Below are 15,688 nucleotides of genomic sequence, written 5' to 3' on the forward strand. Positions count from 1 at the left end.
ATGATTTTTCCGGATTCTTGAATGAGCCGGATTAGACCAGCTTAAGTTCCGGACATGCCATCCTATTTTCGGCTCAGCCCCCTGATGAAAGGGAACCGGTAATCATCAAAAAATCGGCCCTTCCTGTTTCTGTGATGATATGATGTCCGAACGGCAAAGTTTATCATTTACGTGAAAAGGAGGAACCTGAAGTGATTCGTGAATTTCAGGACATAGTGCCTCAACCAACGGATGTGATTCCTCAAGTACATCTGGATAACAATAAGTATGAAAATGTGCTAGAACACATGGATAGCGGTATTATGTTATTTGATAATCATGGGGTCTTGACGTTTATTAACGTTCAGATGGCTAAACTACTGGAGTTGCCTAGAGATCTGTTAAGCGGTTGCACGTTGATGCAGATGTTGCGTTTGCCCCAGATGACTCGATTTAAGAAAAAGAAAATTTTACGAATTTATCGGGAAACGATCTTTCATCGTAAGCGTTATCATGAACTGACGGATGAGTATGGAAGGCACTGGCTTGTGACCGTGACCTATGGTGATCAGATGGATGGCGATTTTCTTTTTAGTGTCAAGGATGTTTCGGATTACAAGCAGATCGAGCAGACGGCCTATCAAAACGATAAACTGGCTATGCTTGGCCGTATCTCCGCATCAATTGCTCATGAGATTCGTAACCCGTTAACAGCCATTCGCGGATTCATCCAGTTACTTCGGCCTCATCTGCTACAGCTGGGTAAAGACGAGTATGCCAGAATCATACTCACCGAGATCGACAGGGCAAATGACATTATCTATGAATTTCTGAACTCCTCGAAGCCTTCAGCTCCGCAGAAAACGGTCATGACCGTAGAATCTTTGCTTAAAGAGGTTGTTCTATTGACCGAGAGTGAAGGGTTGATGAAAGGATGCGAAATTCTGCTGGAGGTGGATGACACCCCGCTTAATGTATCCATTGATGTGAAACAGATCAAACAGGTCATTCTGAATATGGTCAAAAATGCAATGGACGCGATTGAAGAAGTCGGTGAAGAATATACAGGCTTGATCCGAATCACAACAGCTACGGAAAATAATTTTGTGCAAATTACGATTGCGGATAATGGACGAGGTATGGATCATAACACGCTGGTACGATTATTCGATCCTTTCTTTACTACAAAAGAAAGCGGCACGGGTCTGGGACTTTCCGTGAGTTACCGTATTATTAAAAATCATGGGGGTACCATCTCGGTGGATAGTAAAAAGGGCGAGGGCACCAGCTTTATGATCAAGCTTCCACTGGTGAATTGACACAAACGCTTACTGAAGGGATCGGTATTTTGCCGATTCCTTTGTTTTTTGTTGGCAGGATAAGGGTTATAGTTAGAAATGAATGCGAATACATAAGCATCGCGGAAGGAAGGGATTTCTTTGAATATTCAAGATATGGAGCAAATGAACGGACAATTCATTGAACATGTAGGCAAAGTGATCGTAGGTAAAGAGCATACGATGGAACTGATGTTGACAGCGATTATTGCATCAGGTCATGTACTTCTGGAAGATGTCCCTGGTACAGGGAAAACCATGCTAGCCAAATCGATGGCGTCTTCACTGGACTGCACATTTCAGCGGATACAGTTTACACCTGACTTGCTACCATCCGATCTGACGGGTATCCATTTCTATAATCAAAAATCAGGGGATTTCGAATTCAGGCCCGGACCGCTGTTTGCGAATCTTGTACTGGCGGATGAGATCAATCGAGCAACACCACGTACACAGTCCAGCTTGCTTGAATGTATGGAAGAACGCCAGATCAGTATTGATGGTTCAACAAGGCAGCTTGAGCGGCCGTTTATCGTTATCGCGACTCAGAATCCTATTGATAATCAAGGAACATTTCCGTTACCCGAAGCTCAGATGGACCGGTTTATGATGAAGATTCGTATGGGGTACCCAACTGATGAAGAAAGCGTAGAGATCCTAAGAAGGACGGTGGCCAACCGCTCAGTAAATGATCTGTCTTCTATTATCTCGCGCGAGCAACTTCTGAGAGCACAGGAAACGTATAAAACGGTTAACGTAAACCAGGACCTCCTGCTATATATTGTACAGCTCACTGAAGCAACGAGAAAACATCCTGAACTGTCACTTGGGGTTAGTCCACGGGGGGCTCAGGCGCTTCTAAAAGCTAGTCAGGCATGGGCCGCGCTTCATGGCAGAGAATATGTTGTACCTGATGATATTAAATTACTGGCAGAGCCTGTGCTGGCTCACCGCCTGGTGTTTCGTAATCGAATCAGACAGCAAGAAGGACTTGCAGAACTTATCATTCAACAGATTCTGACCGAAACCGAGGTGCCAACCGAGACACTTACTACAGGCGGACGTTAAGCTTATGGCACTTCTATGGCTTGTCGTTGTTGGAAGTTTAGTGATTGTGTTGCACGGCATATGGTTTGGACGGCCTGTGTTGCGAAATCTCAAGTACAGTAGACAGTTCAGCAAAACACGGTGTTACGCTGGTGATGAACTGGAGATGATTGAAACGATATCCAATGAAAAACGAATTTCTGTACCTTGGCTTAGACTTGAAGCAATGATGCCTGCTTCATTTGTGTTTCGTTCAGGTTCAGGTATGGATATTAGCCAAGGTAATATTTATCAGAACCATAAGAGTGTTTTCACATTAAAACCGTATAATCGCATTACCCGCACTCATCCGTTTGTCTGCTCCAAGCGGGGTGTGTACACGATGGATACAACTACCATGACCGGTGGAGACTTATTTGGAGTATGGCGTTCCTCCAAGCCGATTCCTGTGCAGATGACGATGATTGTATATCCTTCATTGGTAAACACTGAAGATATGCCAGCCATCTATCAGGTGTGGCAAGGAGAGGTGGAAGTTTCTCGCTGGATTGTGGAAGACCCGTTTCTAATCCTGGGGGTGCGGCCTTACGGGGCTGGTGATCCAATGAATCGTATCCACTGGAAAGCAAGTGCGCGGACAGGAGAACTTCAGGTGTACAAGCAAGGCTGGACGGCAGATCCCCAGTCATGGATTATTGTAAATATACAGGACTCTGCTGAGATGTGGAGTGTGGTTACTCGGCCTGAGCTGATTGAGCAGGCACTCCGCTACGCAGCCACTGCAGCGGTAGAGGCCATTGGAAGAGGATTGCCTGCTGGATTTGCACATAACGGCTACCGTGTAGGCGGGGGACGCGATGTACTTCGTATTGAACCGGATTACGGCACACCTCATCTGGAGATGTTACTGGAAGCTATGGCTGAAACTGAGTTGAAGTGTTTGGTACCGATGGAGCAGTTTTTGCAAGATGAAGTACGATTGAATGAAGAAGGACAACAGATTCGCAGTTATTTGTTGATTACATCATATGTCTCGGCTGCCATGGAACATGAAATCGGACGTTTGCATGAGCAGGGGCATCGGGTAACGGTTTTGCCTGTAGAACAGTTGAAGCGTAATACAGGGGCGGTGGGCGTATGAGTGAAAATGATGCAATAAAGCGAACACATATCATATCCATGTGGGCTGTTCTTTCAATAGGGATATATTTGTTTCCAATCTTTACGATCACATCATTGTATACCCGTGCTTATTTTCCATATCTGTTGTTTTGCTTGTATGTTATGGCAGGCCTGTTCGGTCTATGGATTCAACATCGCTTTACGAGCATTGCAGAGAAAAACGCATTCGTTCGAGGTCTGACGGCATTTGTTATCTGTATTTTGTTCGTATGGGTTTCTGGTATGTTACTGACGCTTTCACTCCCAGCAATCATTACGCTTGGGGCGGGTTTATTTATTGCATCATACTCAGGTTTGCATTTTGATCCTGCTTTTCATTCGAGCAGACTGTGGCGCCTGCAACTCGTGGGTGTAATCAGTGCCATTGTATCCACGATCGCGGCAATGCAGATTGAACTCATGCTACCGATGCAGATGTACACGGGCTACATCTATGCTGCTGGAGTCATCAGTTTTGGATGTTGGATTGTGGGACAATACAGGGCACAACTGGATCGTGCGGTACTTAATGATGGCAAGCGCAGATTGGTACTGCGGGAATTCACACGGGCAAACCACCTTCGAATCATATGGATGTTAATTATTATTGCAGGTATTGGTGCTTTTCCGAGTCTTGCTGCATGGCTTGCACCGTTGCGGGATCGTCTGCTTGCGTGGATCAGAGGTCTGTTCGGAGCTTCTTCACCTCAGGAACCGCCACTTACTCCTGAGATGCCGAATGAGCCGATGAACCTGCCGGATGAGTTCAGAGAGCCAGCTTCAGATCCTTCTTTATTCTGGGAAATCCTCGGCTGGATCGTTTTTGGAGCAGCGGCGGCAGTGATTTTATGGCTTTTGGTCAAACTGGGCAGAACCATCATGGATAAACTGGCGGAGCGTTTCAAAGGATTGTTACAGCCTGTTCAAAAAAGACAAGAACCGAAAACAGATTATGTTGATATCAGCGAAACGCTGGAAGTGCCCACAAAGGTTCGTAAACGATGGTTCCGCAAAAAGGAACCTGTTCCCACTCAGGCTGGAGAACGTATTCGATACTATTATCGGGTATGGGTAAGCAATGCGATGGATCGGGGAGCAAAGGTTGAGAAGTCTTATACGCCGCTGGAGACAGCGGAAAGCATTAAGGAGAGTAATCCTAAGAGTAAAGAGGGGACAGAGGAAGAGCTGGCAACGAGGCTTCCTGAAATCTATAATGCTGTGCGCTACGGTAAGAAAGATGAACATAACCCGGATATGATGGAGATGGACCGAATCTGGAAATCTTACCGTAAATAAGCCCGGAATCCCTTTACTTTTCTTGTCACGTTCAAGTATCATGAGAGGAATACACAAGTTGGTCAGAAAAGGAGCAGACATTAATGAAGACAAATCATAGTAAAATTGTAGATTGTACCATTCGTGATGGTGGATTGGTGAATAATTGGGACTTTAGCGTCGACTTTGTTCAAAAGCTGTATGCAGGGCTGAATGAAGCTGGCGTTGATTATATGGAAATTGGCTACAAAAATTCGCCGAAGTTGCTCAAAGGCTCCGAAGATGCCGGACCTTGGCGCTTCCTGAATGATGATTTTCTTCGTAAAGTCATTCCGCAAAAAGGCAACACCAAACTGTCTGCACTTGTGGACGTAGGACGTGTAGATGAGAACGATATTTTACCGCGCAGTGAGAGTATGCTGGATCTGATTCGTGTCGCTTGTTACAGTAAAGATGTGGACAAGGCGCTTCAACTGGTGCAAACGTTCCATGATCGCGGTTATGAAACAACACTGAATATTATGGCACTCTCGAATGTGATGGAGAATGAATTGCTGGAAGCTTTTGAAATGATCAAGGAGAGCTCCGTTGATGTCGTCTATATCGTAGACTCTTACGGTAGTCTGGATCATAACGATGTGAAATATCTGGTGGAGAAATTCAAAACTCATCTTCCGAACAAACGTCTTGGCGTTCACACGCATAACAACATGCAACTTGCGTTCTCTAACACGCTTGTAGCCGCTGAACTTGGAGTTGAATTGCTGGATGCTTCTGTATACGGTATGGGGCGCGCGGCAGGAAACTGCCCAACAGAACTGCTGGTAGCGCATTTGAAAGGAACCAAGTATAATCTTCGTCCAGTACTTGAAGTGTTGGAACAGCTTATGGTTCCACTGAGAGAAAAAGAAGAGTGGGGTTATATCCTGCCTTACATGATTACAGGTACGCTGGACGAGCATCCACGGTCGGCTATGGCACTTCGTTCATCGGAGAACAAAGACAAAGTCGTAGACTTCTATGATAAGTTGACAACGCCTGAAGTAAACTTCGATAAATAAAAATAGTCTTAAATACAGTTGTAAATTAAAAAAACATGGTCCCTAATTCGAGGTCCATGTTTTTTTAGTTCTTTGTGCCTTGTTTTTACTCGTTTTCATGAATAGATATTCCTACTTATAACTATTTTTTAGTTCACGAATAGGGATTTAAATGTTATTATGTACCAGATAGAATATATGGATTTTTAAATTAAACAGTGGTCAATATATGTTTTTGTCGAAATGTGTAATATACTTGGTGAATCAGATCAATAGAATTCAGTTGTACACGTATTACAGGATAGTGATCCCGGGAAGGAAAACATGGCATGAAGTTTAAAACGCAAGGTCAGAGTCAAATAGGTTGGGTCGCCATCGGCGGCTTATTGTTTTTCCTCGTAAGTCAATGGTTTCGTTCTTCTTCAGGCTATGATCTGAATTTTTCGGGTTACCCGGTAATAACACTTCTAGGTGGATTTGCTGCAACGGCCGCATGTATCGGTATTTATAATCAAAGCTGGCTATTTCAAACTCAAAAATTGACGCTACGCAGAGTGTTAATGACAACACTCTTTTTAATGTTAGGTCTATTTGAACTGGTGCATATCGTTTCGTTTGCAGAAGAAGTTCCTAACAGAGCGATGATGGAATCCGATTTTTCATTAATGATGTCAACGATGGGATCGCTGGTTTGTTCTGTGGGACTGTTATTTATATATAGCGTACACGAGAAGCAAGTTGCATTACCGCGCAAATTTCTTCTGTTCAGCGCTACCCTTGGTGCCTTTCTGATTTTGTACATCTGTTCTATTCAAGAGTGGAGTTTTCTACCTGAGATGCTTGATGGTCATCTACTTGGTAAAGTATTCACTCGCCTGCATTGGGTTGCAGGTCTGCTGTATGTTACTGGGGCTATCGTTCTGTATGTGCAGTGGAAAAAGACAAAAAACGCCGATCTACCACCTATCCTGAACGGTATACTCTGTTTTTTGCTAGGTCAGGGGTATTTCGTGACTGCAAGTGTAGTGGACGATCTCAATCTGCTGCTTGGTATGCTCAGCAATTGTTTGGGCTACTTTTTCATTCAAAAGGGGCTCTATGCATCTGTAGTTGACACGCCCTTCCTGCAACAACAGGCCGCTGAGGCCAAAATGAATTATATCGCACACCATGATGACGTCACCGGCCTTCCAAATCGCCGGCGCCTAAGTCAACGTCTGCAACTCATGCTGGATGATGCTGTTGTGGAGGAAAAGCTCGTCGGTGTACTTGTACTTAATATTAACCGTTTCAAAACCATAAATGACTCCCTGGGACAACAAGCAGCTAATCGGGTTCTGCGTCAGGTTGGACAGCGATTGAATCATTCATCTCTTCCGGGAGAAGAGGTGTTTGGTCTAGGTAGAGATGAATTTGCGCTGACCATGACGGACTTTTATAGTACAGATACGGCATTACGCCGGACGCGGTCCATTCTGCAACTTTTTGAGAAACCGGTTATGGTGGATGGGAGCGAATATCATCTTACGCTGGGCATAGGCATGGCGATCTTTCCTTATGATGGAGAATCTCCCCAAGAGATTATTCAGAATGCCGATACGGCTCTGCATAGTGCGAAGGAGCAGGGAATTGAACTCAACCGCTACGCACATGCCATGCAGATGAAAGCTCAGGAACGATTGCAACTTGAAAATGATTTGCGCAAAGCACTGGCTCGAGGGCAGTTTTATCTGGTATACCAGCCCCAGGTGAATCTGCAAAGCGGACTGATCGTAGGCATGGAAGCTCTTGTGCGATGGCATCATCCGCAACGCGGTTCAGTGTCACCGGCAGAGTTTATTCCACTGGCCGAGGAGAGCGGACTGATTGTTCCTCTCGGAGAATGGGTGCTACGAGAGGCATGTGCACAGAACAAGCTATGGCAGGAAGCGGGATATCGCAAATTATGTGTATCCGTTAACCTGTCGATGAGACAGTTCAGACATTCGCACCTGCTCGACAGCATCAACAGTATTCTCAGAGAAACGGGACTTGAACCGGCATGGCTTGAACTGGAGATCACGGAGAGCATGACGTTTGACAAAGACCGGGCCTTTGAACAGCTTCATAAAATTAAGGAGATAGGTGTACATATCAGTATTGATGACTTTGGCACGGGATACAGCTCACTACATTATCTCAAGGATCTGCCGATTGACCGGCTCAAGATCGACCGATCATTTGTGAATGAAATAATGGAAGACAGCAATAACGCTGCTATTGTATCCACGATTACTTCGATGGCACACCATTTACAACTCAAGGTTACAGCAGAAGGTGTTGAGAACGAGGAACAGATGATGTTTCTCCGCAATCAGCATTGTCATGAGGCACAAGGTTATTTTTTCGGTAAACCGATTGAAGCGGCGGACTTTGAGCAAAGGTTCCTTAGAGATATTGACAAGCCTGCGGGATAAGGAGTAGCAGGGCCGCGAGAGCGTTCCTGCCTTTCTGGAATCCAGTTTTAGGAAAAAAACTGCCGATGTACCTTGCACGATAGAGCAGATCGTGGTATATTAGGTTTTGTAAAATCACTGTTAACTTCCATTTGGAATTTAACGGGACGTAGCTCAGCTTGGTAGAGCACCTGGTTTGGGACCAGGGGGTCGCATGTTCAAATCGTGTCGTCCCGATTGTTCATTTTGCGGGTGTAGTTCAATGGTAGAACTTTAGCCTTCCAAGCTAATAGCGTGGGTTCGATTCCCATCACCCGCTTAATAGTAGTACATTGAAAACCCTTGGTTATCAAGGGTTTTTTGTTTGCGTAAAATTTGATATATGGTTAGATTATTTTCGTTCTTGGAATTTAGGACATATATTTATTAAATCTCTATTTCTAAAGTATGTAGGAGGGGGAAAAATAAGAAACCGCCATAAATTAAGATGGCGATTTCTTTATGCAAATATGTTTTATGAAAAACAACATGTGGCTTTATAATACCTCGGATAAATACATTTATTTCAAGCTACAAACCCAGAAATCTTTGCTTTTAAAGTACATTATGTTGCGTTGATACTTATAACGTATTTTACATAATCCCCATTAGGATTATAGGAATACACAACTGCTGTTCCAAGGGAATTCTTAGATGAAACAACTCCACCAGGACTTATTGAAATAAGGTGTCCGCCAGATTGGATTTGAACATTCGAATTCGAAGAGAATAACTTTACGTTTGAATTTCTAAGCATGTTGAAATTAACAGTTGCGATGAGATCTCCTTGAGTCACAACAGAAGAATCTGTTGTAATTTCTTTAGCGAAAACTTGTGAAGATATTGAAGAGGGAATAAAAAGCGAGATTGAAAGTGTCAATAAAATAAAGATATTTCTTGAATTTTTCATAAACACGCCTCCTATAGAATTAGTATGAGCTAAGCATATCATAGTAAAAGTGTAAAAATCAACTAATATTTTACATATAAAACAAATATTATATTCATTTTTATTTTATATAATTGGATAAACTTAGCATTAACGCTCACTTCCTTTCTAATTTTTCTTGACTAATTCGAGCATTAGTTGCTTTTTTTCAATGATCTGGTACAATAACGGAGAATTGATACTACCCATGAATGAGAGGTAACCATACGTCCAATGAAGTAAGACACATGAAGTGAACCCCAGTTAACTGCAGATTGTATTATGACGCAGTCAGCCGAGCGGCTGAGCAATGAGGGGATTCGTGTGTCCAAATTCAGCTATAGGGAATAGTATGGAAGAAGCAAGTTTTTCGGCTTGCGCATGCCCTCGTTAGGGTTTCTTTGTTCATGCTATGGTAGTCCTCATATCTGTATTTTGAACCCGTTTATCCATTAAAAATTGCTAAACCGCCGGCTGATGCCAGCGGTTTTTTTGATTTTTTTTTCAGGAAGGATGAGGACTCATGACGACATTGGTGCGCTTGCATGAAGTATCAAAAGAATGGAACGGTAATGAATTGTTTGCGGGATTAAACCTTGAAATTAACGAAGGCGAACGACTCGCCATTTTAGGCCGTAACGGATGCGGCAAAACCACACTTTTACGGATTATACTCGGCGAGGAGGATGGAGGTGGACGTATTGATCGTCAACTTCCATTGTCAGAATGGGGGTTCATGCGTCAGCGTTCAGAGGTACCGAGTAGGATAAATGTATTGGATGCAGTAAGGCGGGAGAGTGGACGGATTGATGAAATCAAGCGGAAGCTGGAAGAACTCGAGCGCCGATTGAGCGAAGCTGATGCTACCGGAGATAACACTTTGCTGGACGAATATGCCCGATTTTTGGAGGAATATGAGCAATTGAACGGCTACATGTGGGAAACGGAGGTAGAGAAGGTATTAACCCGTCTCGGGCTTACTACAGAACACTGGAGCAGGCCTTATCAATCACTTAGCGGTGGTCAGAAAACGAAGGCACGGCTTGCAGGACTACTGGTCAGTAATCCCAAGTTTCTGATTTTGGATGAACCAACCAACCATCTGGATGAAGAGAGCATGCGTTGGCTGGAGACATGGCTATCCTCATACGAGGGAACGGTGCTGTTTGTATCACATGATAGGACATTTATTGACCGGGTAGCGACCAGTGTAATTGAATTCAGTGCAGAAAAACTAACGAAATATAAGGGTGGTTACACCGATTATAAAGGCCATAAAGAGCGGGAACTGAAGGAACAGGAGACAATTTATCGCAAGCAGCAACTGGAACGTAAAGCACTGGAGGAAACCATTCGTAATTATCAGCAGTGGTTCCATAAAGCTCATAACTCGGCAGGAGGTCAGGAAGTAAAGATTACCCAGAGCTTCTACAAGGCCAGAGCCAATAAAAATATTTCGCGTTACCATGCCAAACAGAAGCAGCTGGAGCGGCTCGAAAATGAGCGGGTGGATAAACCACGGGAAGCCACGAAACTGAATATGGAGCTACAGATGACTTCACTCGGTGCACATCAACTTCTTACGCTGGAAGAAGTAAGCTTTTCGTACGATCCAAAGCAGTCGTTTCTTCATGATTTGCGGCTGGCAGTCGAACGTGGGGATCGGCTTGCCGTGCGTGGAGCGAACGGAACGGGCAAGAGCACGTTGCTGAAATTAATAATTGGAGAGCTTCAGCCTTCGCAGGGAAAGGTTAGCCGTCATCCCCAGCTTAGCATCGGTTACTTTTCACAAGAGCTGGAGGGATTGCCTGAGAATGTAACGCTACTGGACAGCTTACTGGTTCTCCCTTCTATGACGCAAAGTGCCGCCCGAACCATTCTGGGATGTTTTTTATTTTCACGAGAAGATGTGTTTAAGCGCATTGGAGATTTAAGTATGGGGGAGAGATGCCGTGTAGCATTTCTACGGTTGTATTTCGGCGGTGCTAATTTGCTTGTACTGGATGAGCCAACGAATTATCTCGACATCGACACCCAGGAAGTGATGGAGAATGTGTTAAAAGAAGCCACCGGCGCACTGGTGATTGTATCCCATGACCGGATGTTAGTCCGAACGCTGGCGAATCGTCTATGTGACTTGAAGTCGGACGGCACAGCATCACTTTTTGAAGGAGGCGTGGCGGATTGGGAACAAACGGTACAACTACGGGAGTCTGCACTGGACACACGTGATTCAGACGATGAACGTCTGCGGCTGGAGATGAGGCTGTCTGAATTACTCTCTCCGGTGAGCGTAGCGGGAATGGAACGAGAACGCTTTGAGCCTATCGAACCTGCGGAAGAGAGGGAGGCGGAAGCAGCCGAGATTCGTGACATTCAGCAACGGTTAAAGGAGCTGAGGAATCAAGGTACATCTGCAAATTAGCAACGGGGCATGCTTGCTATTTTGCCGTATTTTGCATATAATAATGAACGATCATCGATCATTGGTGTCGATACAGGTTATGTTAATTTGAACAAACGTATTGATGGAGACAAGTAAGCAGTGCCTCTGGACAGGGAGGAAGCGCCGTAGATTGAGAGCGTTTCTGTAGAACCAGGCTGCCGAAATTCACTCCGGAGCGGTTCCCTGAACCTGATGATGTGTACAGACACAGAGACGACAGTAGGGGTAAACGGTTAACGGTCGTTATTCCGTACAAAGTGAGACAGAACGTGTTGCAGAGCTTGTTGCAATGTGACAACGGAAGTCTAACAAGGGTGGTACCACGGTCTTTTCGTCCCTTTTGGGGAGAAAAGGCCTTTTTTTGTTGTAATAACAGCATTTAAAGGAGGCAATTACACATGAAAGAACGTTTGGAAGCATTAAAGATTGAAGCGCTGGAACAGCTATCCGGCGTTAACGATCCGCAGACCCTTAGTGATCTGCGTGTAAAGTATTTGGGGAAAAAGGGTGCGTTAACTGAAATTTTGCGTGGCATGGGTGCGCTTAGTGCAGAGGAGCGCCCAGTCATTGGGCAAGTGGGTAACGAGGTTCGTGGAGCGATTGAAGAGGTTATTGATCGCAAGCAGGAGCAGTTCCAAAAGGAAGAGACTGCGAAGCGCCTTCAATCCGAGAAGATTGACGTAACCTTGCCGGGTCGCCGCGGACGTCAAGGCGGACTGCATCCGCTGACCAAAGTGGTGCAGGAGATTGAAGATATTTTTATCGGTATGGGATACCGCGTAGCAGAAGGTCCTGAGGTGGAGATGGACTATTACAACTTTGAAGCCCTGAACCTGCCAAAGAACCACCCGGCGCGCGATATGCAGGATTCCTTCTATGTTACCGAGGACCTGCTGATGCGTACACATACTTCTCCGGTACAGGTTCGTACGATGCAGAGCATGAAAGGTGAAGTGCCTGTCAAAGTCATCTGCCCAGGTAAAGTATATCGCCGTGATGATGACGATGCGACACACTCCTTCCAGTTCCATCAAGTCGAAGGCCTTGTAATCAGTGAAAACATTCGTATGAGTGATTTGAAAGGAACTTTGCTGCAATTTGTGCGTGAAATGTTCGGCGCTCACACGGAAATTCGTCTGCGTCCAAGCTTCTTCCCGTTCACCGAGCCAAGTGCGGAAGTGGATGTAACTTGTGTACAATGCGGTGGTAGCGGATGCCGTGTATGCAAGCAAACAGGCTGGCTCGAAATTTTGGGCGGAGGTATGGTTCACCCGAAAGTGCTGGAGATGGGCGGATATGACCCGGAGAAATACAGTGGCTTTGCCTTTGGTATGGGTGTAGAGCGGATCGCGATGCTGAAGTACGGCATAGATGACATCCGTCATTTCTATAACAGTGACCAGACCTTCCTGAAGCAATTCGGACGTCTGTAATTATATTGAATGTCAATGAACGTCAAACTAATACAAAGATTAAGGAAGTGAACGTGCATGAGAGTATCGACAGATTGGCTGTCTGATTATATTGCCCTTGAAGGTGTAACCCCGCAGGAGCTGGCAGAAAAAATCACCCGTGCAGGGATCGAAATTGATGTTGTGGAGAACCGCAACCAAGGGGTAAACAAGGTTGTTGTTGGTTATGTGAAGAGCAAGGAAAAACACCCGGACGCGGACAAACTGAATGTCTGTGTGATTGATGCAGGACAAGAGGAAGAGCTACAGATCGTATGTGGCGCGAAAAATGTGGATGCGGGTCAAAAAGTAGCGGTAGCCCTTGTTGGCGCGAAGCTTCCAGGCGGGCTGGATATTAAAAAAGCGAAGCTGCGCGGCGTTGTATCGCTTGGTATGATCTGTTCTGCCAAAGAGCTTGGCATGAACGACAAATTGCTGCCTAAAGAGCAACAGGAAGGTATTCTTGTTCTGCCGGAAAACACAGAGATCGGCACGCCAATCAGCCAGGTGCTGGGCCTGGATGATCATGTGCTGGAGCTTGACTTGACGCCGAATCGTTCCGACGCTTTGAGTATGCGCGGTGCAGCATACGAAGTGGGGGCGATCCTGGGACGCGAAGTGACGTTGCCGAATCCGAAAGATCAGCTGGTCGAAGCCGGTGATGAAGCGGCTAATCATATTTCTGTGGAGATCAAGGCCCAGGAGCAGTGCAGCCATTATGCAGCTCGCTATGTGACTGGAATCAAGCTGGGGGCTTCCCCGCTCTGGATGCAGAACCGTCTCATGGCAGCGGGCGTACGTCCGATTAACAATATCGTGGATATTACGAATTATGTCATGCTTGAATACGGGCAACCGCTGCATGCGTTTGATGCAGATAAGCTGGAGAACGGCCGCATTGAAGTGCGCATGGCACACGAAGGCGAAACGATTGTGACGTTGGACGGACAGGAGCGTAAGCTGGAACCGCATATGCTGCTGATTACCGACGGCGTGAAGCCGGTTGCCATCGCCGGGGTTATGGGCGGTGAAAATTCCGAGGTATCGGAAGGCACCGTGAATCTGCTCCTGGAGTCCGCCAAGTTTGATGGCGGAACGGTTCGGAAGACGTCGCGCCAACTGGGGCTACGTTCCGAAGCAAGCTTGCGTTTTGAAAAAGAAGTAGACCCGGGTGCGGTAATAACGGCTCTGGATCGTGCGGCTGAACTCATTCAGCGTTATGCATCAGGGCAAGTATATCAAGGGATTGTGCAAGCTGGCGCTGAAGCTTCCGAGAAGCGTGTCATTCAAATGTCTCTGAACAGACTTAACCGTTATTTGGGAACGGATCTTTCTCTGCTTGAGGTGAAAACAATCTTTGCCCGGTTGCACTTTGCATGTGGTGATGCGGAGCAGGGTGTTCTCGATGTGGAAGTGCCTACTCGCAGAGGGGATATCACGATAGATGTGGATCTGTTCGAAGAGGTTGCCCGTCTATACGGGTACGACAACATTCCAACAACGTGGATCGAAGGCACGACTACACCAGGCGCATATACCCGTCCTCAAGCCATTCGTCGTACGATCCGTGGGTTGATGTCTGGTAGCGGCTGGCAGGAAATGATCAGTTATTCCTTTGTTCATCCAGACAAAGCAGTGCTGTTCCCTGCGCTGACACAAGGTAGCAAAGCGGTTAAGCTGGCTATGCCGATGAGTGAAGATCGTAGTGTGTTGCGTACGAGCATTTTGCCGCAGATGCTGGATGCTGCTGTATACAACATGAATCGGAAGCAGGATTCGCTTGCCGTGTTTGAAGTAGGCAGTGTTTTCTTCACGGAGGAAGAGAAGCTGACGAAGCAACCGCATGAAATTCCGGTACTCTCCATGTTGCTTACGGGTAACCGTGTAGCGCAACAATGGAATGTAGGGGCAGAGAAAGTGGATTTCTTTGACATCAAAGGTGCACTTGAGAACTTGTTTGCTTATTTGGGGCTGGAGCAACGGATTCGCTTTGTAGCGAACAGTCCGGAAGGATTCCATCCAGGGCGTTCTGCCTCCATCTATCTGGATGGCAAAGATGGAAGTGAAGGCACATTGATCGGTACTCTCGGTCAGTTGCATCCAGAACTACAGCAACAATATGATCTGAATGATGTTTATGTTGCTGAAATTGCTCTTGAAGGGATATATGAGGAAGCGGATGCGGATATTCGTTATCGTGAGCTTCCGCGCTTCCCGGCGGTAGAGCGTGATATTGCTGTGGTGGTAAACAAAAATATCGAAGCTGGCGACATGCTCCGTACCATCCGTGAATGTGCGGGTGAACTGTTGCAGAACGTACAGGTATTTGACGTATTCACAGGCAGCAAGCTGGGTGAAGATAAGAAAAGTGTGGCCATGGCTCTGGTATACCGAAACCGTGAACGCACGTTGACAGACGAGGAAGTTACCGAAGCTCATGCACGGGTAGTAACACGTTTGGAAGAGCAATTCAACGCAGAACTGCGCAAATAGGACAGAAGTCAATTTTTTGAACAAAGATTAGCAGGAATTGCTCGAAGTCACATCGAA

General features: G+C 45.8%; 10 protein-coding genes and 2 tRNA genes. 11 read left to right on the forward strand and 1 reads right to left on the reverse strand.

Going from position 1 to position 15,688, the window contains the following annotated elements:
- The first annotated feature begins 191 nt into the window (after positions 1-191).
- The 8 genes from FS818_RS01405 (at position 192) to FS818_RS01440 (ending at position 8,593) form a co-directional block, all read left to right on the forward strand.
- Positions 192-1,298 carry an ATP-binding protein gene (locus FS818_RS01405; protein WP_145328924.1) on the forward strand — a complete coding sequence of 369 codons (1,107 nt, stop codon included), beginning with the start codon at positions 192-194 and terminating at the stop codon, positions 1,296-1,298.
- 135 nt (positions 1,299-1,433) lie between these two features.
- Entirely contained in the window at positions 1,434-2,384 is a 951-nt protein-coding gene (locus FS818_RS01410) for an AAA family ATPase (protein ID WP_186331607.1), read from the forward strand.
- A gap of 4 nt (positions 2,385-2,388) precedes the next feature.
- Entirely contained in the window at positions 2,389-3,504 is a 1,116-nt protein-coding gene (locus FS818_RS01415) for a DUF58 domain-containing protein (RefSeq protein ID WP_145328928.1), read from the forward strand.
- Positions 3,505-3,599: 95 nt separating this feature from the next.
- A complete protein-coding gene (locus tag FS818_RS01420) occupies positions 3,600-4,820 on the forward strand; it encodes a hypothetical protein (protein ID WP_222128804.1) in 1,221 nt (406 codons plus the stop codon).
- Positions 4,821-4,903: 83 nt separating this feature from the next.
- On the forward strand, positions 4,904-5,860 hold the full coding sequence (locus FS818_RS01425; protein ID WP_145328933.1) for an aldolase catalytic domain-containing protein: 957 nt from the start codon (positions 4,904-4,906) through the stop codon (positions 5,858-5,860).
- A 308-nt stretch (positions 5,861-6,168) separates the two neighbouring features.
- Positions 6,169-8,295: a bifunctional diguanylate cyclase/phosphodiesterase gene (locus FS818_RS01430; protein WP_145328935.1), complete on the forward strand. Its 2,127-nt coding sequence runs from the start codon at positions 6,169-6,171 to the stop codon at positions 8,293-8,295.
- Between the two features lie 142 nt (positions 8,296-8,437).
- Positions 8,438-8,511 (forward strand) — tRNA-Pro (locus tag FS818_RS01435).
- 11 nt (positions 8,512-8,522) lie between these two features.
- Positions 8,523-8,593: transfer RNA gene (locus tag FS818_RS01440), tRNA-Gly, on the forward strand.
- A 285-nt stretch (positions 8,594-8,878) separates the two neighbouring features.
- On the opposite strand, the gene FS818_RS01445 is transcribed toward FS818_RS01440, so the two are convergent.
- On the reverse strand, positions 8,879-9,223 hold the full coding sequence (locus tag FS818_RS01445) for a hypothetical protein (RefSeq protein WP_145328937.1): 345 nt from the start codon (positions 9,221-9,223) through the stop codon (positions 8,879-8,881).
- 541 nt (positions 9,224-9,764) lie between these two features.
- On the opposite strand from FS818_RS01445, the gene abc-f reads away from it, so the two are divergent.
- The 3 genes from abc-f (at position 9,765) to pheT (ending at position 15,631) form a co-directional block, all read left to right on the forward strand.
- Positions 9,765-11,666, forward strand: a complete 1,902-nt coding sequence (abc-f, locus tag FS818_RS01450) for a ribosomal protection-like ABC-F family protein (RefSeq protein WP_145328940.1) — start codon at positions 9,765-9,767, stop codon at positions 11,664-11,666.
- A gap of 419 nt (positions 11,667-12,085) precedes the next feature.
- The gene (pheS, locus tag FS818_RS01455; protein WP_145328942.1) at positions 12,086-13,120 is read left to right on the forward strand and encodes a phenylalanine--tRNA ligase subunit alpha; all 1,035 of its coding nucleotides are present in this window, start codon (positions 12,086-12,088) and stop codon (positions 13,118-13,120) included.
- Between the two features lie 57 nt (positions 13,121-13,177).
- Positions 13,178-15,631 carry a phenylalanine--tRNA ligase subunit beta gene (gene pheT / locus FS818_RS01460; protein ID WP_145328943.1) on the forward strand — a complete coding sequence of 818 codons (2,454 nt, stop codon included), beginning with the start codon at positions 13,178-13,180 and terminating at the stop codon, positions 15,629-15,631.
- Positions 15,632-15,688 lie beyond the last annotated feature (57 nt).

Origin of the sequence: Paenibacillus xylanexedens (assembly GCF_007680605.1) — a bacterium.
GTDB classification, from domain to species: Bacteria; Bacillota; Bacilli; order Paenibacillales; family Paenibacillaceae; genus Paenibacillus; species Paenibacillus xylanexedens_B.